24 protein-coding genes are annotated in these 20088 nt (G+C 68.9%); 4 read left to right on the top strand and 20 right to left on the bottom strand.

The window, feature by feature from the left end:
- Positions 1 to 307: 307 nt before the first annotated feature.
- Positions 308 to 496, top strand: coding sequence for a hypothetical protein (locus DQ384_RS05455; protein WP_114027606.1), 189 nt, complete (start codon positions 308 to 310; stop codon positions 494 to 496).
- Here DQ384_RS05455 and DQ384_RS05450 read toward each other — a convergent pair.
- From DQ384_RS05450 to DQ384_RS05380, 15 genes are all read right to left on the bottom strand, one after another.
- Positions 489 to 755 carry a hypothetical protein gene (locus tag DQ384_RS05450; protein WP_114027605.1) on the bottom strand — a complete coding sequence of 89 codons (267 nt, stop codon included), beginning with the start codon at positions 753 to 755 and terminating at the stop codon, positions 489 to 491. The two genes, DQ384_RS05455 and DQ384_RS05450, sit on opposite strands and share 8 nt — an antisense overlap.
- A gap of 104 nt (positions 756 to 859) precedes the next feature.
- Complete coding sequence (locus DQ384_RS05445) at positions 860 to 1396, bottom strand: hypothetical protein (protein ID WP_114027604.1); 537 nt, start codon at positions 1394 to 1396, stop codon at positions 860 to 862.
- A complete protein-coding gene (locus DQ384_RS05440; protein WP_114027603.1) occupies positions 1396 to 1887 on the bottom strand; it encodes a phage tail tube protein in 492 nt (163 codons plus the stop codon). Before DQ384_RS05440 ends, DQ384_RS05445 begins: the two co-directional genes overlap by 1 nt.
- 2 nt (positions 1888 to 1889) lie before the next feature.
- Complete coding sequence (locus tag DQ384_RS05435) at positions 1890 to 2126, bottom strand: hypothetical protein (protein WP_114027602.1); 237 nt, start codon at positions 2124 to 2126, stop codon at positions 1890 to 1892.
- Positions 2126 to 2455, bottom strand: coding sequence for a hypothetical protein (locus DQ384_RS05430; protein ID WP_147268655.1), 330 nt, complete (start codon positions 2453 to 2455; stop codon positions 2126 to 2128). The genes DQ384_RS05435 and DQ384_RS05430 overlap by 1 nt, the downstream gene beginning before the upstream one ends.
- A gap of 69 nt (positions 2456 to 2524) precedes the next feature.
- Complete coding sequence (locus tag DQ384_RS05425) at positions 2525 to 2965, bottom strand: hypothetical protein (protein WP_114027600.1); 441 nt, start codon at positions 2963 to 2965, stop codon at positions 2525 to 2527.
- The gene (locus DQ384_RS05420; RefSeq protein WP_114027599.1) at positions 2965 to 3396 is read right to left on the bottom strand and encodes an HK97 gp10 family phage protein; all 432 of its coding nucleotides are present in this window, start codon (positions 3394 to 3396) and stop codon (positions 2965 to 2967) included. The genes DQ384_RS05425 and DQ384_RS05420 overlap by 1 nt, the downstream gene beginning before the upstream one ends.
- Positions 3396 to 3833: a DUF6093 family protein gene (locus DQ384_RS05415; protein ID WP_147268654.1), complete on the bottom strand. Its 438-nt coding sequence runs from the start codon at positions 3831 to 3833 to the stop codon at positions 3396 to 3398. The genes DQ384_RS05420 and DQ384_RS05415 overlap by 1 nt, the downstream gene beginning before the upstream one ends.
- A gap of 18 nt (positions 3834 to 3851) precedes the next feature.
- Positions 3852 to 4217 (bottom strand): hypothetical protein, encoded by a 366-nt coding sequence (locus DQ384_RS05410; RefSeq protein WP_114027597.1) that lies wholly within the window; start codon positions 4215 to 4217, stop codon positions 3852 to 3854.
- 13 nt (positions 4218 to 4230) lie between these two features.
- Positions 4231 to 4542, bottom strand: a complete 312-nt coding sequence (locus DQ384_RS05405; RefSeq protein WP_114027596.1) for a hypothetical protein — start codon at positions 4540 to 4542, stop codon at positions 4231 to 4233.
- The gene (locus DQ384_RS05400; protein ID WP_114027595.1) at positions 4529 to 4864 is read right to left on the bottom strand and encodes a hypothetical protein; all 336 of its coding nucleotides are present in this window, start codon (positions 4862 to 4864) and stop codon (positions 4529 to 4531) included. The genes DQ384_RS05405 and DQ384_RS05400 overlap by 14 nt, the downstream gene beginning before the upstream one ends.
- Before the next feature lie 3 nt (positions 4865 to 4867).
- Positions 4868 to 6022, bottom strand: a complete 1155-nt coding sequence (locus tag DQ384_RS05395) for a phage major capsid protein (RefSeq protein WP_114027594.1) — start codon at positions 6020 to 6022, stop codon at positions 4868 to 4870.
- Positions 6023 to 6128: 106 nt separating this feature from the next.
- Entirely contained in the window at positions 6129 to 6473 is a 345-nt protein-coding gene (locus DQ384_RS05390) for a DUF2190 family protein (protein WP_114027593.1), read from the bottom strand.
- A 22-nt stretch (positions 6474 to 6495) separates the two neighbouring features.
- A complete protein-coding gene (locus tag DQ384_RS41005) occupies positions 6496 to 9846 on the bottom strand; it encodes a hypothetical protein (RefSeq protein WP_181871043.1) in 3351 nt (1116 codons plus the stop codon).
- Between the two features lie 308 nt (positions 9847 to 10154).
- Positions 10155 to 10928, bottom strand: coding sequence for an ADP-ribosyltransferase (locus tag DQ384_RS05380; RefSeq protein WP_114027592.1), 774 nt, complete (start codon positions 10926 to 10928; stop codon positions 10155 to 10157).
- A gap of 338 nt (positions 10929 to 11266) precedes the next feature.
- On the opposite strand from DQ384_RS05380, the gene DQ384_RS05375 reads away from it, so the two are divergent.
- Positions 11267 to 11542 (top strand): hypothetical protein, encoded by a 276-nt coding sequence (locus DQ384_RS05375; protein WP_114027591.1) that lies wholly within the window; start codon positions 11267 to 11269, stop codon positions 11540 to 11542.
- Positions 11543 to 11706: 164 nt separating this feature from the next.
- On the opposite strand, the gene DQ384_RS05370 is transcribed toward DQ384_RS05375, so the two are convergent.
- The 4 genes from DQ384_RS05370 to terL all read right to left on the bottom strand — a co-directional run bounded on the left by DQ384_RS05370 (position 11707) and on the right by terL (position 18650).
- Positions 11707 to 12867: an HNH endonuclease gene (locus DQ384_RS05370; RefSeq protein ID WP_114027590.1), complete on the bottom strand. Its 1161-nt coding sequence runs from the start codon at positions 12865 to 12867 to the stop codon at positions 11707 to 11709.
- Positions 12868 to 12991: 124 nt separating this feature from the next.
- Positions 12992 to 14068, bottom strand: a complete 1077-nt coding sequence (locus DQ384_RS05365) for a phage minor head protein (protein ID WP_114027589.1) — start codon at positions 14066 to 14068, stop codon at positions 12992 to 12994.
- Positions 14069 to 14215: 147 nt separating this feature from the next.
- Positions 14216 to 15922 carry a hypothetical protein gene (locus DQ384_RS05360; protein ID WP_114027588.1) on the bottom strand — a complete coding sequence of 569 codons (1707 nt, stop codon included), beginning with the start codon at positions 15920 to 15922 and terminating at the stop codon, positions 14216 to 14218.
- Positions 15923 to 15941: 19 nt separating this feature from the next.
- The gene (terL, locus tag DQ384_RS05355) at positions 15942 to 18650 is read right to left on the bottom strand and encodes a phage terminase large subunit (protein ID WP_114027587.1); all 2709 of its coding nucleotides are present in this window, start codon (positions 18648 to 18650) and stop codon (positions 15942 to 15944) included.
- Positions 18651 to 18773: 123 nt separating this feature from the next.
- On the opposite strand from terL, the gene DQ384_RS05350 reads away from it, so the two are divergent.
- Both DQ384_RS05350 and DQ384_RS05345 read left to right on the top strand, forming a co-directional pair.
- Complete coding sequence (locus DQ384_RS05350) at positions 18774 to 19121, top strand: DUF6011 domain-containing protein (protein WP_114027586.1); 348 nt, start codon at positions 18774 to 18776, stop codon at positions 19119 to 19121.
- Between the two features lie 14 nt (positions 19122 to 19135).
- Positions 19136 to 19414, top strand: coding sequence for a hypothetical protein (locus DQ384_RS05345; RefSeq protein WP_114027585.1), 279 nt, complete (start codon positions 19136 to 19138; stop codon positions 19412 to 19414).
- 244 nt (positions 19415 to 19658) lie between these two features.
- Here the strand turns inward: DQ384_RS05345 and DQ384_RS40275 are convergent, their stop codons facing one another.
- The gene (locus tag DQ384_RS40275) at positions 19659 to 20045 is read right to left on the bottom strand and encodes a hypothetical protein (RefSeq protein ID WP_147268653.1); all 387 of its coding nucleotides are present in this window, start codon (positions 20043 to 20045) and stop codon (positions 19659 to 19661) included.
- Between the last annotated feature and the right edge of the window lie 43 nt (positions 20046 to 20088).

Raw genomic sequence — 20088 nt, 5'->3', positions numbered from 1 at the left:
TAGCGCAGCGAAACAGGCAACCCCGACGGTCACCGTCACAGTTACCGCCCCTGCTGAAAAAGCAGCACAAGCCAACGGCAGCGCACCCTCGACCATCGGGAAAAACCTCGACGCCTCCGACGCCGATTCCACCGGCACAGCCGCAGCCCTCGCATTCAAACAGCCACTTCCCGCACTCGTACCACCGGACCGGGCGGGCTACGAGTACGCCGGCCTTGAAGTCCGCCGCTGCTTTAAGACCATCGTCACAGCCACCCCCATCAGCATCGGATGGGGCCCCTGGACGCTCACCTACAAAAACGGCACCGTGGTCGAGTCAGCGACCTCCTGGTCCGCCGACCACTTCTCCGTCCCCCTCTACCCGCGAGACCGGCGCGTCCGGCCCGGCCAGTGCGTCCGCGGATGGATCCCCTACGAGGTACGCAAGGGCACCCGCCCCACCTCGGTCACCTACCTGGTGGACGACGGCGACCCCATGGAGTGGAAGATCAGATAACGGGCGGGTCATCGTCGACGCGCTCGGCATGGAGCAGCAGCCCCGGGTCGGACTCGGCATAGTCGGCGTGCGCCTTGGCCAGCGGCGTGCACGCGAAGCACCGCACTGGCAGCGGAACCTCATACAGGCCGTTGTTGGCCGGGTCGGTCGTCTCATCCAGCGGCAGCTTGCACCCGGGGCACTTGCAGTCCTGCTCATGCTTCCAAGCCAGGGCCCAGGCCAGGTCGTCCTCCAGCCACTCCGGCTCGCGGACGGTCACCGTGTGGGTGAGACGCCCGCTCCGGTCGTAGTGATAGGTAGTCGTCTCTACCGGCTCCCGGCCCAGCAGCCGCGAGCGCGGGACCCGGTAGTAGGCAGCCAGCGCTAACTCGTCTGCGTGCCGCCCGCCAGCGCGGATGCGGCGGCGGAGAAAGGGACCTCCGCACCGCCGTTGTTCAGCTCGCCGAGCGCCATGTTCAGCCGGGCCCACTGGCCGTTGGTGATCGCGTCAACCAGCCGCCCGGCGTCCTCCTCGGTCATCTCGGGCGACACCGAGCACGCCGCCAGCGCCGCGACCGGAAAGGTCCCGACGTTGTAATCGGCCATGTCGTCGTCCTTGTTGCCCTTACGCGGCGGGTGCTTCTTCAGCAGGTCCGACCACTGCTTCTGCGGCAGAGCCTGGAGCCGGAACTCCACGGTGTGCCGCTGCATCTCCGCGCGGGTCGCCTCGATCTGGGTGGCGATCTCCCGCGCGGCCGCGCCCATACCGGCCAGGGAGTCCTGCTCAGGAGCGCGCTGGGCCGCGCGCAGCTCCCGCTCGAGGCTGTCGAAACGGGCCTGCAGGTCGGCGCGCAGGCACAAGGGAACGGACTTCTGCGGCAGCTGAATCTGCCCGAGAATGTCGTCGATCTTCAGTTCCATCAGGCTGCCACCACAGCCGCCGGCGCGGACTCTGAGTGGTTGAACAGCTTGCTCTTGAACTGCTGGGCGGTGTTCAGCTCAGGCGGCTGCATGTTCGGGCGGCCGCAGCGCACCGGGTGCACCTCGGCGTCCTGCCCGGCGGCCCAGGCCGTCTCGTGCGGCAGATTCCGTCGCACCGCGAGGTAACCCAGCTGGCCGTCGGTCAGGGTGTTCCAGGCGATGTCCTGGAGCGCGACCTGCTTCCGCTTGGCGGTGACCTCGATCTTGTAGGACACCGTGCCGGCGTCCTCGGTCTCGGTACGCGACGCGAGCGCGGTGTTGTCCACCGACGCCTGGTCGGGCTGGATGTCCAGGCCCTGCTTGGTGATGTGCTCCTGCAGGTCCACACCGGCGTTCAGCTCACCGGCGGTGGGGTTGTCGATGTCGGCGATCGTCAGGACGAAGGTCACCTTGACGTTGCCGTCGCCGAGAAGGTCTGCACCGACCGGCATGGCTACTCCTTGCTGTCAGAGGCCGCACCGCGGCGCTGGGGCTTGTGGGTGGTGGCCTGCGGAGCAGGCGAAGACGCCTCCGAGGCCGGCGGCGCGCCGGGGTCATCCGGGGCCGCGTCGGCGGAGTTGTCCTGGTCGAGCCGCTCGTGGGATGCGGCGAACAGCGGCCAGGCACGCTCGGACACCAGCGCGGTGACGCCGGTCTCCTTGTTGCGGACCGGGATCATGCGGCGCGCCATCAGCGGACCGCCGCCCAGGTCACGCTGCTCGTCGCCGACCAGGCGAGCGCGATGTTGTACCCGTCGGTGGCGTCCCGGTACTCCAGCAGCAGCGTGATCTCGGTGATCGCGCCGGCGGCGCAGGGCACGACCTTGGTCGGGTTGGTGACGCCGTAGCCGGTGCTGCCGGGCGGCGAAAAGGTGAGGTTCACCGACCCGCCCGAGGCGTTGTTGACGAGGATGCGGCCGGGCTTGGCGCGAAGGCCGCTGATCTTGTCGCCCGAGGCCGCGGAGCGGAAGCTGAGCGCCACTCCATTCGGGCTCGGACTCTGGATGGCGTATGTCGCCACGAGGGGCTCCTCCAGGCATGCGTCAGAGCCCGTGCACGAACGGGTGCCGGGCTGAGTAGAGGTTGGGGATCAGGCGGGGCCGGTGCGCAGCCTGAACAGCGCGCTGGCGTAGTACTCCGGCGGCTGCACGGTGTCGTCGCGCGTGATCGGCCGGCCGCCCTCGCCGAGCTGCACGCGGTAGGAATTGCGGCCGGCCACCGCGAGCTGTCGGCCGACCAGCGCGGCCTTGACCTTGTCCATGACCTGCTCGACCTGGCCGGCGGTCGCACCGACGACCGTGGCCTGCGTCTCATAGTCGAGATAGGCGTTGGGGTCGCCGAGGTCGCCGTCGGTGCTGCCCGGCGAGGGAAACAGGACGATGTACGGCACGAAGGCCGATTGGCCGGGCTCGCCCTGCCAGCCAGCCCCCTCAGGGGCGACGCCGACGTCGACGGCGAGATCCTCGGCGACCAGCGCGGTAGTGAAGGCAGCGGTGTGCGGCGCGGCCGGCGCCGCGGCGCTGACCGCCATCAGAACGCGTCCCGCACGATCGCGTCGATCGCCGTGTCGAACTCGCGCGTCGCTCGGTCGAACCCGGGCCGCATGTACGGCTGCGGCGCCGTCCCCGGGTGGTTGACCTTCTTCACCGGGTGCTCGGCATCCGGCCAGGACAAGGCCTTCTTCTCCCGGGGCCTGATCACGTGCGGCCGCCCGCCGTACTCGACCGTATCGCCGTACTCGGCTGTCGGGCCGGCCTCGAACCCCAGGCCGTCGTCGTCGAAGTCCACGCCGATCGAGGCGCGTAGGTTGCCGGTGTCGACGGGCGCCAGGTTCTGGGCGTAGGCGACGGTGTTGTGCCCGGTCTTCTCCACGGTCAGGTGGCTCTTGACCAGCACCTCGGCGGTGGCCTTCTCGATCCGCTTGATGTGGAGGATGACCTCGTCGTACTCGAACTCCGCCATCACCGCTCCCGGCTGGTTGTGTCCTGCACGCAGGTCAGCAGCCGCTCCCACTGCTGGGTGCCGCCGTCGCCGAGCGGGCCGGTCACCCGCAGGTGCCGGCCGACCAGTTCGGGGTCTTCGGCGTCCAGGACCTCGACGTCGTCGCCGTCGAGGATCTCGGGGGCGTCCCAGGCGATCGCAACCTGGTAGTCGGTGGTGCCGGTGCGGCGCTCGCCGGGGGTCGTGTACGTGACGGGTGCGGGCGGCGCGATGTGGCAGGTCCCGGCGTAGATCGTGATGCGGGTCGTCCCGGGGTGCCAGACCAGGTTATCGTCCAGGGTGCCGGTGCTGCCGGTGCGCCGAGTGATACGGCACCGTCCGGTCTGAGTGCCGATGGCCACCGGCCGGTGGTGCTGCGACCAGCGGGGATGGATCGGGGTGTGCCCTCCGAGCGGCACCTGGGCCACCTCCCCCGGCTAGAACAGATCGGGGTTGTAGCCGCGGTAGCCACGCCAGGGGTCGAAGTCGAGCACGTCGAACCCGATCGTGTCGTCGCCCTCGCCGGCGTCGACCTGGCGGCGCAGCTCGGTCGCGCGGGCGCGCAGTTCGGCGGCCACGGCCGGGCCATCGGTGGAGCGGCCGTCGATCGTGAGCTTCTTGGAGATCATCGCCTCGGATGAGGCGATGACGTCCAGGGCTTGGGCGGTGGCCAGGCGGACGTTGCCGCCGCTCATCCGGAGGAACGCCTCGATCGCCGGGTCGATGAAGAACATGTTCTCGGTGTCGACGTCGGGGATGAGCAGCCGGACGGCGCCGACGTCGGTCTCGAAATCGATCGCCATGGCGGGCCCCGGGTCAGGTCTGGATGACTGCGGCGCCCCACGTGGCCGAGGCGGGGTCGATCGCGCCGGAGGTGACGTTGGCCATCCGCACGGTCACGGTGTTGGCGGCGGTCACTCGGCCCGAGGCGATCAGCCCGGCGGTGAGCGTCGCCGGCGGGGCGAGCGCCACCGGGTTGCCCACCACGGCGCCGGTCACCGTGATGGTCAGCTCGGCGGTGGTCCCAGCGGCGATGGAGGGGAAATCGAGTGTCGCGGTGCCGGTCAGGATGGTGATCTCCTGAGGCTTGTCGCCGTAGTAGGCGGCCCTCCTCCTACCCGTTGGCATCGGGCTCCTCCTTCTTGACGGCCGCCCGGGCGCGGGTGGCCTTGGCGGGGGTCTTACGCGGCCGTGCCCTGGCCGCGGGCTGCGGCTCGGCGGCCGCCGTCGGAGCGGGGGCGGGGGCGGCTGGCGGAATGACCGGCTCCCGGAGCTCCACCGCGCGGCAGTCGGCTCCCGGCTGCTGAGGGGCCGCCGGGAGCCGGTCCAGGATCAGGGTGAGCTGGTCGCCGATCTCGCCGAGCATGCGGCACATGGCCGCCATGAGCCTCTGCTCGCGCTGGATCGGTTTGTCGCGTCCGTCGAGGTCGAGATCCGGAGGGAGAGCCACCGGTCAGGAGCCCGTGCCGTTGCTCGCCAGGGTCATGCGCGCGTCGACGAAAGTTCCGCCGTAAACGTGCCTGACCTTCTTTTCCGCCGACTCGGTGTCGAAGCTGTAGGGCTCCTCGCCGCCGCCGATGCGCCGCATGTCCGGGATCTTCTCGTACAAGGCCGGCGCCTCGTGGCCCCTGAGCCGGCCGAACTCCAGCGCTGGCCGCACACCGTTGGGGTCGGCGAAGATCCACCAGGAGGTGCTGGCGTTGGCCGTGGTAGCGATGCTGTCGATCCAGTAGTTGACGTCGATGCCGAGGTTCGACGCGACGCCGTTGCCCTGGATCACCCGGACGTTGCCATTCGCGTCCACCACGCGGTACTCGGTCGTGTTGATGATCTCCTGCGCGGTCAGCGCCAGGCCGGTGCCCACGACCAGGCGCACGCCCTTGACGACGATCGGGTTACCCCTCTCGTCCTTCCGCTGCATCAGCTGGGTGATGGCCGCCTGCAGGCTGTCGCGGTCCAGCCCGGGGTTCCCGGTGATGATGTTGGCGTTGCCGACGGTGTAGTGCGAGGCGTGCGGGCCGCTGGCGTCGCAGAACAACTGGGTGACGAACGCCTCTTCGCTGTCGACGGCGGACTGCGCCAGGTCCTGGGGCAGCCGCAGGAACGCCCCCAGGTCGTCGTTCATCATGGTTTCCCACGAGACCGCGAACCCGGCCTCGTACTTGTGCACGCTGTACTCGTACATGGTCTCGGTCTGGGAGCGTCGCTCGAACTCGGCGAGCTCGCCGACCTTCTGCAGCAGGCCGCGGATACCGCTGGTCGCGTACCGCTGGACCTTCAGGAAGTTGTTCACGGTCGAGGCCCGGGCGTAGTTCTGCCAGGTCGGCGTGATCGCCGCGTACGCGGCGTAGAGCTGGCGGTCGAGGGAGACGTCGAACAGCAGCGGGAAGTCCGAGCTGGACATCGCCTCGGCGAAGTGCGCCAGCCGGCGACGGCCGGTCCGGATACCGTCCATGAACGTCTCGAACTGCACCAGACGCTCGGTGAACTGATCGGTGTTGCGCCGGGCACCGGTGGAAACCCGTCGCATCCCCCCGAACATCTCCTGGATGGCGGCGTTCTCGGCGTCCAGTCGAGTGACGCCGGATTCGAACAGGGTAGCGGTCATCAAATCTCCTTGAACGTGGAGAACCCCGCCTCAGGCGGGTAGGAAATGCGCTTGATGCAGCGCGATAATCCGAAATGTGCTCAGCCTTAGCTGATCAACGGCGAGGTCAATAGCCGATCTTCACGGGGATCTTGTTGGTGGCGCCGCTGTTGACAGGGGCCAGGGCGTAGCCGAACCGCACGCCGTTGGTGCTGTCGCGGTTGATCACACCCGAGTCGTAGTAGAGGATGTCGCCGGCGCTGACGGCGGCGTTGGTGGTCGTCTCGCCCTTGACGTCGAGCTCGGCGACCCCGTTGAACTTGACCGTGGTCTTGCCGTCCGCGCGCTCGTCGGTGAGCGCGACGCCGGGGAGCTGGCCCACCAGGACCGGCTGGCCGGACTCGGGGGTGGCCGGCGCGGAGCAGACGACATCGAGCTGGTCGCCCTGCTCGAACAGAATGTTGGTCGCCATCGAGGTGGTTTCCTTTCAGAGCTCAGGGGCGGCCGGCCGCTGCGAGGCGGGCCGCTTCGGGGGTCAGGCCGCGCGCCTCGTAGAGCGCCGTCAGCTTGTCGAGCTGCGCCGGGGCGATCTGCGAGACAGGCTCGGGCTCGCGGGACTCGCCCAGGCCCCAGACCCGGCCGGCGCCGCTGTCCTCCAGCAGCCCCGCCGCGTAGCTGCCTTCGGCGTCGGTCGCCGCGGTGATGGACTCGGCCAGCGCCGCAGTGTCCAGCTCGCCGCCCTCGAGCGTGGGAAGGGTGCGGCACACCGCCTCAGTGACCCGGGCGTGGGACCGCGCCGGCAGCGTGCTCTCCTTCAGCGCCTCGGCCACCGCAGCGCGCGCCGCCTTGTCGTTCCGCAGCCGCCGGGCCTCGGCGTCGGAGGCGTCCGCGCGCGCGTCCGCGGCGTCGGCCCGCTCGGTGAGGGACTGGACCTGCCCGTTCAGGGACTGGATCTGGGTGGTGGCCGTGCCGAGCAGGCCCATGGCCTCTTCCAGCTTGGTGCTCAGAGTGGCGGCTTCGGCCAGCTGCTGCGCCTGCTCATCGGTGAGCTCGGGCATCTCGCTCTCCTTGATCTTCTTGGTGGGGGTGGGCTCGGTGCCCGGAGCGGTTTCCACGACCGCCTTGGGCGGCGGCGCGGTGGGGTTGGGGACGGCCGTGTAGGTCGTCGTGGCGGTCACCTCGGTCGGGTCGCCGGTGAGCGTGACTGCGTGGGCTGCGGGGTCGACGGTGTAGGTCTGCTGGTACAGCCCGGAATCGCTGCCCTCGGGCTCGACGGAGAACACGACCCACTCGTCGGTGTTGTCGCGCACCCAGACCCAGATGTCCTTGCCGCCGTAGGCGGACTTCACGGCCTTGGTGAGGGCCTGGGCGAGGTCACCGGCGGTCATGCCGTCGGCCTCGGACATGGCGGTGGCGGCGACGTCGCTGGGCGGGTCGTACCGGCCGCGCTTGAACACCTGCGGGGCGTCGGCCTCCACCCGAGCGGTGAACGCCTTCAGCGCATCGCCGATCGCGGACGACAGGGCGATGCGCTCGTCCCGGGTGAGACGGCCATCCCCGTACATCCCGTCGGTGAGCTGGGTGAACGCCAGGTGCAGCTGGGATTCCAGGTAGGCGCCGATGGTCGCCCCGGACGCTGCTTCCTTGGCCTTCAGGAACGCCGGCTTCCCGCCGTCCCCATCACTCTCGTCGCCGGCCAGGGTGGCCAGGGACTCGGGCGGGTCCTCCTCCAGCTCCTTGTACAGGGAGACCAGCTTCTTCGCGGCGGTCTTCTTAGCCTCCGGGGAGGTCTTGACCTGGCCGATCCGCCCGGCCGCCGCGTGGGCGGCCGCCCGGTTCAGCGTGCCGTCCGGCTCCCGGACCGGCAGCGAATAGTCGCCCTTGCTGTCAGAGGCTTCGCCGGGGCCGATCAGGCACGCCTTGCGCCACTGCTCGATCGTGTAGTCCGCCTGTGAGAACTCCGACCACGCTTTGTCGGAGACCCCCTCCTGCAGGGACGCGAGCCCGGCACGGCGAGGCATCATGTGAGCCTCGTTGACCACAGAACTCCAAGACCTCACGAAGTCGTCCATGAGCGGTCCGTCGATGACCAGGCCCCAGTCATCGCCCTTGGTAGGGAGCATCCACAGGCGGCTGTCCTTCTCGCCCCAGGGGCCCTTGAGCTCAAGCTCGACGTCGCCGTTGTTCGTCTTGGCGACGGTCCGGGTGAGACCCTCCATTGGGGCGTTCGGGTCAGGATCCTCATCGTCGAAGCCCTCGTTGAGGGCATTCAGCCCGTGAGCGATGTTGCGCTGTGAGCGTTCGTTGAAGACCTTCTCGACAGGACGGCCGTCATTGCCTAAGTGCCGGACGCCGACTTTGTTGTCTCCCACCGGGTAGAGGTCGATCTTCCCGGCGGTAGTGTCGAACCGCCTCGCCTGGGACAGAAGATGGGCGTTGTCGTCGATACGCTCAGCATCACCGCCACTCAGCGTGAACGCCGGTTGTCCGTCAATTTCGACGTTGTAGCGATTCCGTCCTGCCGGGGTGACGCGGCCGAAGAGGAATCCGCGCTCGTCGACGAGGACACCACCTTCGCTATCGTCTTCCTCGGTACCGACAGCTACGTTCAGCGCCCGTAACTCATCGGCGGTGAAAGCGACGGAGCGCCCGCCCTCGGCGGAGACATGGGTGTAATCGTCGCCCTCCTCGCGGTGGACGGTGATTTTCCCTCCGGGAGATTTGAATGCCCGGGAGGCGATCGTGTGGGGCATGCTGTGCTCGTCGGAGTCGCCGACCGAGGGCTGCTTTCCAGTAGCGCGGCGCTTGGCAGCTTCTGGATCGGTGCGCCCCGCGCGAATGTTCTCAGCCCGCTTGGCAGCAGCAGCCTGCTTCCTCTCCGCTTCAATGTCTTTCTCCGGCTTACTCAAGGCGGCGGCGATGTCCGTCGCCTCTTTGCTGTCCAGGGAGAAACGAGGCTGCGAGGAGTACTCATCGGCAGATGCGCTGGGGCGAGGGCGGAGGCGGACCTCGAAACCCGTCTTACTGGTCCGTGTCACCATGCCCAGCGGAGGCTGATCCCCCATGCCGAACGGCAATATGGGCCGGTCGGTGCCCACCGGGAATCTGTTGTCAGAGTTCGGAACGTGCGGGGTGTATTCGAGCGCCCCAATCGACTGGGCGAATGAACGGAATTCCGCGTTATCGAAGTGCGCTGTAGACCCTGCAAGGTCAACAGTGGCACTGCCGTCCTCTTCGTTGTAGGCGACCTTGACTCGGCCGCCCTTGGCCTTGATCTCAGAGGTGCGTGTCCCGGTCTTGCGGTCGCTGGTCCTGCTGTCGGTCGACGAACCATCGCCGCTTGAGCGGCCCCCCGTGGAGCCCGAACTGCTCGTCCCGCTTCTGGACCCCTGATGCCCTCCGGCGCTCCCCCCGGAGGAGCCACCACGCGCGTGCCCACCGCCGGAGTCGCCTCCACCGGAGTGGTCGCCCGCCGTGTGCCCGAACCGCCCGTCGGACGCCCGCGGATGCTTGTCCTCATCCCAGTTCGGCGCCGAGTGGCGGCCCTCGGTGAGCGCGCCGCGCGCCGACTCGATCAGCTCCAGCACCCGGCCGCCGGCCCCGGCCTTGGTCACCCAGTCGACCGCGAGGCCCTCTTCCAGGGTCGTCACCAGGGGCCCCTGGCGGCCTTCGGCCTCGCCGTACTCGACCGTGCCCGTGGCCCGGATCGACAGACCGATCGAGCGTGCGAACTCTTCGTTCAGCAAATCACGCCACTGGGGGAAGACCTGGACTTCGGCCACCAGGCCCTTGAGGCGCTCGTCCCACACGGGGTCGGTCACGGTGACCGAGGCCAGGTCGCGCACCGACCGCTCGGGCCGGTCCTCGGCCTCGGTGAGCGAGGGGTGATCTAGAAACATCTGCGTGCCGGCGCCCCATACCCGGGGCCCGTCCCGCTTGAGCAGGGCCGCGCTGTAGTACCCGGAGCTTCCCCAGCCCTCGCGGATGAGCACGGCCCGGAACCGGCCCTTGGCGGCCTGGCTCTCCCGGATCTCACCGAGGCTGGCCGTGGCCTCCGTCAGCAGCTGGCGGCCGAGCGCCTGCGACCCGGCTTCGTTCACCTTCTCCCCGCCGGCGGGGAGAAGTTCGTCCGCCTGCCAGACGAATCTGTCACTCACAAGATCAGCTCCATCCGGACATGAGGGACGCCGCTGCGGTCGGAGACGTCGAGGACGCGGAACTTGCTGCCGGGCGGCAGCACCAGCTCCCGCGCGGACCCAGCGGCGGCCTTGGTCCCCTCGGGCAGCGTGATCTCGGCTGTCGCCTGCTTGGTGGCCTTGCCGACGGCGCCGACGTCGGGGGTGATGCTCGTGCTCACGAAGCCCTTGTCCGACAGCACCTGGCCCGGCTCGAGGTCGCCGAACTGGTTGGCGCCGAACCCCCGATACACCGTCATCGGCTCGACCAGCGGCGGCGCCTTCTTGATCGCTGACTTCAGCGCGGTGGAGGCTTTCCGTGCCCGTTCGAGATCGGCGTCGGTGAAGGAGACGTCGGCCTTGATCTCGCCCTTCTTCAGACCTCTGAGCTGTCCGTTCACCAGGGCGAACCCGGGAGACTGGTAGAAGCGCATCGCCTTGTCCTGCGTCGGCGACAGGCTGTTGCGCCATTCGCCGTAGTGGGCGTCGAGCCACCGCTTGTCCTTCACGGGCGCCGCACGCGCGGCCCGGGCCCCCGCCTTGGAGCCGCCGCTGGACGCCGATCCGCGGCGGGGTGGCGCAGCCGTGCGCTCCGCCGCGCTGGAGTCTCCCTTCGACTCCGGCCTGTTGCCGCGACCAGACCTTCCATGGGTCTTCTGGTCATGGCGGCCGGGAAGGTGCTCCAGGATCAGCGGATACTCGGGGCGTGGGTGTGCGCTGGCGGCCGCGGCCAAGAGGCGCCGATCGGACATGAGGTCACCTCCGGGCGCGGACAGCTCAGGAGCGGACCAGCGGGATCCCGGTGAGCCGAACGCGCGCGGACCCGAGACAGGCAAGCGTCACGGTTCGGCTCTTCGGAGCGCCGGGGCACGCCATCGGCGGCGGCGAGCAGGGCACCCCGGGCAGTTTCAGCAGGTCAAGCGCGCCCCCGGAGGCCCTCAGCTCGGGGCGGCCCGGTCAGATCGGCGGGCGGGGACACTAAGCGCGGAAATCTATAGAGTCCGCCGCGTTGCTACCTCGACCGCGATGATCCGGACATCGCGCGAAGGGGCGCAACACGACCCGTCATCGACCCCTGGAGGTAGGGATCATGGACACCAGCAAGATCGCTTGGCGTATCTCGCGTGGTCGCGGACAGCAGTACGTCCTGAGAAACGTCGGTACGGTCACCGCGCAGGAGGTGACAGCGGACACCGTGCCTTTCGAGGGCATCCCGACCCGCGGCCTGCCCGAGAAGGCGGTGATCGAGACGAACGCCTCGATCACGTTCATGCTGGTCCCGTCGGCGCAGAACGACATGCCGGGCGAGCTGCGGCTGCGGTGGGAGGGGCAGGACACGTACGTGGCCGTTCCCCTGCCCAACTGATCAGCGCTTGGCCAACGCGGCCAGCGGGGTGACGTGGTAGCAGTCTCTCCACCCGCCGGTTGACCGGCGGGTGGAGAGCTCCTCCCAGGCGATCTCGCCGTCCTCGAGCATCCGGAGCCGGGCCGGGGACGGTGAGTTGCTAGACGCGAGATGGTTCGGTGTGCCTACAAGAGCAGTGGCTGGTAGGCCGGTGCGGGGCCGTCTTGTTTCCCGAAGTTACACGGACCACAGGCGGGGACGACGTTGCTGGCCGTATGCGGGCCGCCCTTAGACAGCGCGATCACATGGTCCTTGGTCAGCTTCTTGGAACGTCTGCCGCAGTACGCGCACCGGAAGCGGTAGGCCACCTGGATCTCGCGCCACTGAGCGTCTGTCAGGTCATTGGCCGGAATCCCACGACTCTTCAAGGCAGCGCGGCGCCTGCCAGATTCGCCCATGCAGATACGGCAGGCTCGCCCGCGTCTGGCATCCCGCATGGTGTTCGTCTCGTCGTACGGATGGCCCTGGGGGCAATGCGTCTTGCGGGCGTTGATCGCCTGTGGGCTTTGACCACGCCGCCAGTTCTCGTGGTGCGTTACCGGTTCGAGATGGCGCTCAAAGTTCACGCACGCGCGGTTACGGCAGAGGTGGTCCGGCTCGTGCCCCTCTGGGATCGGCCCCACGAACTGTTGATAGCCCCAACGGGCCATGTACCGGGTCCCGGACGTCATCCCCATGACCGCATAGCCATCGGAGTTAAGGAGGCCCGTCCATAACCAGCAGGGGCCGAGTTCGGGGCGCGTATCGGGGATCGGGCCGGTTTTGTCCACGTACGACCAGAACCGAGCCACGTCATCACCAACGATACGGCTCGTGACCATCGCGTTGCCGTGCCGCTGGAAACGCCTGTAGTGCTTCTCGCACCAGCCGTAGCCCCCGTTACCCTGTCGCTCGCACCCATCGGCGCGACAGGGGCCTGCCTGCTTCCGCTTTAATCCGAGCGGATCCCCCGTGTTCCGCCAGCGGGCGTAATGCAGGCCACACCAGCCGTGACCTCTCACAGGCTGTTCGCAGCCTTCGACGGTGCACATCGTGGGGCGTAGGGACGTGGGCGGTTCAGCACGGGCATCGCCGTACTTGCTCCACCTGCCGTAGTGCAGGACGCAGTAACCCCGAGCGGTGTGAGGCTGGCCGCAGCCGTCGATGGAGCAGGACTCCATCTTGTGTCGGGGCTTCAAGACGACGGGATCGCCGTTGCGGCGCCACCGGCCGTAGTGGGTCGTGCACCAGCCCTTTGCTAGGACGGGCTTGACGCAGCCGTCGATCGTGCAGGTACGCTCGCGCACGCGAGCACCTCCTGAGGATTAGGTGTTCGCCACGGCCCTCGCACGGTTGCAGCCGTCGCGAGGGCCCCTTTACCTCTATTATCCCAGGTAGATCGCCGGTTTCCCGTGTTTTGTCGATCACAGATCATGCCGAACTGGTGCGATCAGCCGCGAGCTGCTCCAGATCGCGAACCGAGCGGACATGGTAGGACGGCCGCCACTCCGGGTTCTCTCGCCGCTCGGAGATGTCATCCCACGTGATCTCGCCGGCGTCCAGCAGTTGCAGCCGACGAGGGCCCATGATCTTCAACTGGTCCGCTCGCGGCAGCGCGGCGAAGACCACGCGGGCGTCGGGGATCACATCGTCCGGCTCGTCCAGATCGATGCCGAGCTCGCGCCAGGTCTTCGTCTTGGGCGTGCGGGCGCACCGGCCGGACTGATGATCCAGCGGACCCGGCTCCTTCAGCGGGTGGACCCGGCCGTGCTGAGCCCAGCATGATGCGCACGTGCGCGCTTTGAGCTCCGCTGTCCACACCCACCCGGCGAGGGTCGAGGAGCTGGCGTCCTGGGCGGCGCGCGCGCCCTCCCGATGTGCGCTGATGATCTCGGTGCGGGCGATGGTCACCGCGCGGGTCAGGCCGCCCGCGAACGCGCCCTGGCACCGGTCGACCATCCGCCGGGCGGCTTCGCGCGGGTTGGCGCCGACGACGACGCCGCGGACCAGCTCGCGGCGCATGGCCTCGGTGGCGTCGGCCGACAGCGGCCGGTGCCGCGCGGTGATCTGCTGGGTGGTCCGGCGCACGATCGCCTCGACGGCGGCCTCGTCGATCCGGTCGAACCGGATGCCCGCTTGCGCGCGGGGGCTGGCCGGCATCTGGGAGCGCAGGATCGGCAGGGTGGCCTCGACGGCGAGGTGCACGGCCTGCCAGGCGGCCTGGGCGACGTCGTTGGAGGCCTTGAGGGCGAGCTCGCCGAGGCTGCGCGCGGCCAGATCCAGCGCGCGCTCGACGCGCTGGGAGCGGGCGACCTGCCGGCGGGAGGGCCACCGGCCGCCGGTCGCCGCGGCGATGAGCTCGTCGGCGGCTTCGTTGAACACGCGGATGAGCTCGTCCCACGCGCGGACCCATGCCTTGGTGGTCGCCCGGGTCTGGTCGTCAACGATCCGGTCGAGGCTCGCCCGCATCTCCCGGACCAGGGCCAGGGTCCGCTCGGTGATCGCCATCGCCGCCTCCGCCCGGGGGGACGTGGCCGTGCACCACGGCCTGGCGGCGCGCGCCGTCGTGGGTCACCAGCGTCTGGCGAGGCCGGCACGGGCAGGAGGTGGAGGTGGTGTGGGCGAGGACCTCGCCCGCGGGGAGCAGGTGCAGGCTCATGCGGCCACCCGTTCTCTCTCCGCCGGCTTGCCCTGCTCGGCGTCACCGGGCGCCCCGCCGCCCGGGCCGGCCGGGTCTGGGGGATTGTCGCGGCCGCCGCCGAACGCGGCCGCGGGATCGCGGCCCTGCCGGAAGGCGTCCATGGCCGCTTGGCCTGCGCCGCCGCCCGCGCCGTCCGGGCGGACGAAGTTGCCCTGGTCGTCCATCAACGTGGCCAGGATCTCGTCGACGTCGCGGACACCGAGCGCCTGCAGCAGCAGCCGGACTACGACCAGCGGCGGCACGTACTGCGTGCTGTCGGCTTCGACGATCGCCTTGACGAGTTGCGCGGCATCGATCGAGTCCAGGGACGGCCAGGTGATGTCGATCGTGCGGTCGGTCTTCCCGGCGAGCTCGATGATCTCCCGGTCGTCGGGGTCGCGCTTGACGATGCCCTTGAGCGGGCCGTCGGGAGCCTTGACGGCGGCGTCGATCACGTAGTTGAAGATCGTCCGCAGGACGTCTGCCCACAGCTCGCGCCGCATGTTCATGGCCAGCTCGGTGGGCTGGTCGAGGGTCTCGGCCACCGCGCGTGCGCCGGTCGTGCCGGGGTCGCCGAGCAGCATGGTCACCGGGACGTCCAGCGCCGCGGCGGTCATCGCCGCGAGCGGCCGCCCCGATTCGGCGTCGATCGTCGCGCCCGACTTGGGGATCGCCTCGAGCGCCATGTCGGGTGGCATGAACGCGGTGGCGCCGGCGAAGCGCGGCTCGCCGGTCAGCGGGTCGGTGGTCGGCGCGGTCGCCATCTTGGTCTTGGCGGCGGCCTGCTTGGAGCCCTTGCTGGTGAGCCGCCAGGCGAACCGGGACAGCGCCTTGATCAGGCGGGACCAGTCGGTGAGGAATTCCCGGTACGCGTTGGCCCAGTCGATCGCGGCGTAGACGTCGCCGAGCCCCCACTTCCAGTGCAGGGGGCCGTTGACGGAGATGTGCTTGACCGGGGAGTCCCAGCGGACCGGGAGGACCGCGCCGTCGCCGATCCCCCGGAATCCGATCACCCGGGGCCGGACCTTGGGCCAGTACCCCATGGCCGGGTAGTAGGCCTCCTGCATGGCGCCCTGGGGGGTCGTCCAGCACCGGCGGTAGAACCAGGGCTCGGAGGCGTCGTCGGGGTTGGTGATGACCTCGGTGATCTCGTCCCAGGGGACGATGCGTGCCTGGACGCGGCCGGTGCGCGGGTTGGTGAAGGCGGCGATGAACAGGTTGCCGTCGGTGCCCAGTGCCCGCTCGAGGTCCTCGTGGGCCTGCTGGGAGAACAGCGCGCGCCGGTTGCCCTCGTCATCCATGAATGCCTGGACGACGGCGTTGACGTCCTGCTGGCCGCGGCGCCGTGGCCCGCTCTTCTGGCCGGCCGAGCGCGCGGTGACCTGGAGGCCCTGGCCCCACACGTACGCGGTGCGCAGCGCGATACCCCTTTTGATCAGGGGATTCTTCAGGGCCATGACGCGGTTGACCGAGGTGATCTGCCGGAGGCCTTCGCGCGTGAATTCCTGCTCGGCCTGGGCCGTCATGAGCTGCCAGCCCGGCTCGTACATCCGGGCCTCGAGCCCGGCGACGGACTCTTCCAGGTGCTGGACGCTGAGCCGGTAGGCGCGCTTGACCTCGGCGAGTTCGGTTCTGCCTGTGAACCGATACCACGCTTCCTGCAGGCGGGAGGCGATCCCCACGAAGGCCTCCCTCGACGGGTCAGATCGGGCTGATCTCGTAGTCGTCCAGCTCCTCGTCCAACTCGTCGTCGCCGACGATGAGGGTGCCGGCGAGCAGCGGCGCGAGCAGGAGCCGGTTGATCGCTTGAGACGTGCCGTCGACCTGGTCGTCGTGGCGGCCGTTGGGGAAGGACGCGCAGTTGTGTACGGCGCCGCCCGTGGTCACGTATGACTCGTCTTCGGCGACGGTGAAGTTGTAGACGGTGCCGTTGCCGGCAGGCCCGGTCTCCTTCACCCACAAGCCGACATGTTCGCCGTCGAACACGTGAGTCGCCTTTTCCCGGTCGAGTAAGTCCACGCTGAACGTGGCATGGCGTGGCGTGACCGTGTGCTTGCCGATCAACGAGGGCTTACGGGGCTCTGACCAGGACAACAGCGCCCACTTGTCCAGCCGGGTTGCCAGGAGCCTGATGCCCCATGCCAGGTGGGGGGACGTGGTGGTCCCCTTCCAGCCTTGTGCCGTCTTGTGGCCGTCGCCATCCAGCCAGCCGGAGACCAAGCCTTCGATGAACGCTGCAGGTGCCTCCCAAGCCCACCACGGGATGCGCTTGTTCGCCGCTCCTCGACCGAACTCAGCGAAGAAGCGCTCCATCCGCCTGAGGCTCGCGGTCACGTTGATGCAGTTCGGGTTGGCCTTTCCTAGGCTGGCGACGTGGCTGTTGATCCCCCAGCGTTCTCGGAGGAATGAGGTGATCTCCTCCGCAAACTCGGTCTCGTCCTTGTGAAGCGACCAGAAGACGCGGCCGGTGCTGTAACTGCCTTCGGCGAGGTAGAGACCGCAGATCCGGCCGAAGCGTCGGTCAAGCACTTGGCGATACCGGAGCGACTGGGCGCGGGCGGAGTTGATGCGGATGGTCTCGCCGTCGTCCACGATGGCATACGTCTTCCTGCCGAGCCCCTCCGTCTTGGCCTCGGGGAGCTTTATGTCGAACCAAGCGCGTAGATCGATCTCCTGCAACTCCTGGTCCGGGTCCAAGACGGGAAAGGTCATCGCGTGGTGGGGCTTGTGCGATGGTTCGATCTCGCCGCGCGCTGAGAGCACGGCTGTCCGGCACGACACCTCGCCAGCGGGCACCCATTCCTTGCCTATGGGCGCCAGTAATCCGGCGACGTTACGGCGCACGGTCATAGCGAATACCGGGTGATTCGGGGTGAGGGTGATCGGGTCGAGGGTCTTCGCCCGAATTGTGACGAGCTCGGGTGCTTCCCGTACGGACGTGGCGGTGACAGGGCGGAAGCGTCCGCGATGTGTGAGGACCTCGTCGCCGACTTTGATTTCGCTGGCAGGAATCAGACCGTGTCGTGTAATGATCACAGTCGATCCTATGACGCATTCGTCGATGAACTCGCCGACCCACGGGGCGAGCTCGGGAGCCGGAAGAAGAACCTGCCCGGCCTCGACGAAGGGGGAGATCGCGGCGGCGCGCGCGTACTTGCTGCCGTGGGGTTCTTCTGCGATAAGCCCGGCCACGGTGCGCTGCAGGCTGTTGATGACGGCGGTGCCGTTGGCCTTGTCCTCGACGAGCTTCAGTGTGGCCTGGGGCCACTTGACGGCCAGGCGGCGGACGGCTTTGCGGGTCTCGACGAACGACAGGCGCTCGCGGACCTGGTCGAGCAGGTAGACCTGCAGGCCCCACCGGGCCCAGACCTGGCCGACGACCCAGTCGCTGCTGTCGGTGTCCTTGAAGGCCATGTCCCAGGACTGGATGACCTCGTCGGGGTTGATCGCCCAGTAGGAGCCGTCGTCGCGGACGATCCACCGCGGCGAGGTGTACTCGCGCCACCAGCCGCGTTCGAACAGATCGCCCTCGGGTGCCGTGGGCCGCCCCTGGTAGAGGGCGTTCCAGACCCGGGAGCCGACAGCGACGCGGATCTGCTCCCACTGCTCGACGGTGCGGCCGCGCGCGGAGTTGAGGTACTCGCCGGGTTCGCGGCCGAGCGGGTCGGTCTCGCCCTTGGCCGGGTCGTGGTCGGCCTGCGCGGGGATGTTGATCACGCGCCAGCGGTGGGCGTCCTCGGCGGCCAGGAGGCGGCCGACGAGGTCGTCCTCATGCCAGCGAGTCAAGATCACTACCACGGGCGCGCCGGGGGCCAGGCGGGTGTTGGCGACGGCCGTCCAGAAGCCCCAGACGACCTCGCGCCAGGCGGTGGAGTTGGCCTGGATGAGGTCGGCGATCGGGTCGTCGATGAAGATCGCTTCGGCGGCTTTGCCGGTGAGGCCGGCGGTGAGGCCGACGGCGCGGACGCCGCCCCGGCGGCCGGCGATGCGCCAGCGGCGCGCGGCGCCGTTGTCGGGGGCGATGCGCAGGCCGAGGTCGAGACTGCCGTCGGTGCCGTCGTTGCTGGTGATGTGGTTGCGGATGTTGCGGCCGAACTCATCGGCCAGGTCCTGGGCGTAGCAGGCGATCGCGATGCGCAGGTCGGGGTTGCGGGTCAGCATCCACAGCGGGCCGACGGTGGTGACCCGGGTGGACTTCCCTTCCTGCGGCGGGACGGTGATGATCAGGCGGTCGCAGCGGCCTTCGGCGACGTCGACGAGCGCCTCGTCGATGAGGTCGAGCGCTTCGGTCTGGACCGTGCTGGGGTCGATCGCGGCGGCGAGCTGGCCGGGGGTGGTCCAGCGGTGGGTGGGGGTGCCGTAGATGGCGGCGGCCCTGCGGGCGGCGATGTCCCAGATGGTGGCGGTCATGGCCCCCCTGCCGGGGTCTGGGCCGGCCGACCCCCCTCTTTTTTCTTTGTCCGTATGTATGGACAATGTTTATCGGTTGAGCTAACGTCGTCCATATGTAAGGACAACGTTAGGAAGTCGGGAATGACCACCACCGCCGTAGACCCCGCGAAGTGCCGCCGCTGCCACCGCGCTCTCACCAGCGCCAAGAGCATCGCCACCGGCTACGGCCCCGGCTGCGCCGCCAAGATCCGCGGCGCCGCCAAGACCGCCGACCTCACCGACTTCAAGCCCGCCCAGATCGCCAAGGCCACCGAGCTCATCGAGCAGGGCGGCATCCTGCGCACCCGCCGCCCGAACCTCTACACCGCGGTGAGCGGCGACGGGAACACCACCTACCTGGTCGCCCGCCAGGCATGCACCTGCCCCGCCGGGATCAAGAACCGGGCCTGCTACCACCGCGCCGCCCTGACCATCCTCGCGGCCGCCTGAGACTGGAGAAGATCATGGACAACCCGACCCGCGACCTCCCGGCGCCCGCCGGTGCCCGGCGGCTCCTGGCCCTCTGGGACGACGTCGACGGCACCGCGCCCTCCGACGGGCGCGCGGCCGCCGAGCTCGACCTGGAGGAGCAGGCCGCGCTGCAGCTCGCCGCATCACTCGATCGGGTCCTGGGTGCACTACAAGGGCGGGGGACCATGTTGCCCAGCGGGGTGTGCTGGGGAGGCGGCCCGCCGATCGGCCGCGAGGCCGAGTACGGATACCGCCGCGAATGCCAGGACTGACCCGCCCCTGATCAGCCCCGCCCCGGCGGGGCTTTCGTATTCACATGGCCAGCCCGTTGAACAACGAGCCGACGGGGCCGTTCAAAACGAACGGCTCCCCGCGCCAACAGGGAGCCGCTCTCGTCCACACCAGAGGACGAACGTGAGGCCTCGAGGCTACTCGTACACGCGTGAGCGAGCAATCCGGGCCCAGTGCCCGCGGTCGCCCTAAGTAAAGACATCGCTCAATGCGTCGGCGCGCCTTTCAACGCCGCGAGCTGCGCCCGCCACCCGTTCTCGACTCCGCCCGCGCTGACCCACCTGCTGGATACGAGGTGACTCCGTTGTGAACGCCTTCCTCGGTGAACTTGCTGAGCATGTGCTCGGCGAGCTTGATGGCCGCCTCGGCGCGGTCTCGCTCTCGTCGGGCATCTAGGGCATCTACACCGTCGCTGACCTCATGAACGTCGGTGGAGGTCGGCGACGTGGGGACGACGATCGCCCGTTTGCAGCCATCGCAAACGGTACGCATGCCCGGATAATCGATGCCGTCGTGTCCCTGCTCGCACACCCAGTACATCTTGACAAGGGTGGTGACATCGGGCGGCGTCCAGCTGGCGAAGACGACCCGAGATTCGGCTGGATAGGTCACAGGTTTCTCCTCAGAGACGAGAGCTTCATTGTCTGGGGTGCGC

The organism is Sphaerisporangium album (assembly GCF_003323745.1).
GTDB lineage: Bacteria > Actinomycetota > Actinomycetes > Streptosporangiales > Streptosporangiaceae > Sphaerisporangium > Sphaerisporangium album.
The sequence above is the reverse complement of the archived record's forward strand: the minus strand, read 5'-3'. Positions and strand labels throughout refer to the sequence as shown.

Coding starts and splice junctions, on each gene's coding strand:
- DQ384_RS05365 (WP_114027589.1), bottom strand. CDS start 14,068: ATGGCGATCACCGAGCGGACCCTGGCCCTGGTCCGGGAGATGCGGGCG.
- DQ384_RS05425 (WP_114027600.1), bottom strand. CDS start 2,965: ATGGCGGTCAGCGCCGCGGCGCCGGCCGCGCCGCACACCGCTGCCTTC.
- DQ384_RS05375 (WP_114027591.1), top strand. CDS start 11,267: ATGGACACCAGCAAGATCGCTTGGCGTATCTCGCGTGGTCGCGGACAG.
- DQ384_RS05420 (WP_114027599.1), bottom strand. CDS start 3,396: ATGGCGGAGTTCGAGTACGACGAGGTCATCCTCCACATCAAGCGGATC.
- terL (WP_114027587.1), bottom strand. CDS start 18,650: ATGACCGCCACCATCTGGGACATCGCCGCCCGCAGGGCCGCCGCCATC.
- DQ384_RS05380 (WP_114027592.1), bottom strand. CDS start 10,928: ATGTCCGATCGGCGCCTCTTGGCCGCGGCCGCCAGCGCACACCCACGC.
- DQ384_RS05405 (WP_114027596.1), bottom strand. CDS start 4,542: ATGCCAACGGGTAGGAGGAGGGCCGCCTACTACGGCGACAAGCCTCAG.
- DQ384_RS05395 (WP_114027594.1), bottom strand. CDS start 6,022: ATGACCGCTACCCTGTTCGAATCCGGCGTCACTCGACTGGACGCCGAG.
- DQ384_RS05350 (WP_114027586.1), top strand. CDS start 18,774: ATGACCACCACCGCCGTAGACCCCGCGAAGTGCCGCCGCTGCCACCGC.
- DQ384_RS05445 (WP_114027604.1), bottom strand. CDS start 1,396: ATGGAACTGAAGATCGACGACATTCTCGGGCAGATTCAGCTGCCGCAG.
- DQ384_RS05345 (WP_114027585.1), top strand. CDS start 19,136: ATGGACAACCCGACCCGCGACCTCCCGGCGCCCGCCGGTGCCCGGCGG.
- DQ384_RS05440 (WP_114027603.1), bottom strand. CDS start 1,887: ATGCCGGTCGGTGCAGACCTTCTCGGCGACGGCAACGTCAAGGTGACC.
- DQ384_RS05410 (WP_114027597.1), bottom strand. CDS start 4,217: ATGGCGATCGATTTCGAGACCGACGTCGGCGCCGTCCGGCTGCTCATC.
- DQ384_RS05435 (WP_114027602.1), bottom strand. CDS start 2,126: ATGGCGCGCCGCATGATCCCGGTCCGCAACAAGGAGACCGGCGTCACC.
- DQ384_RS05390 (WP_114027593.1), bottom strand. CDS start 6,473: ATGGCGACCAACATTCTGTTCGAGCAGGGCGACCAGCTCGATGTCGTC.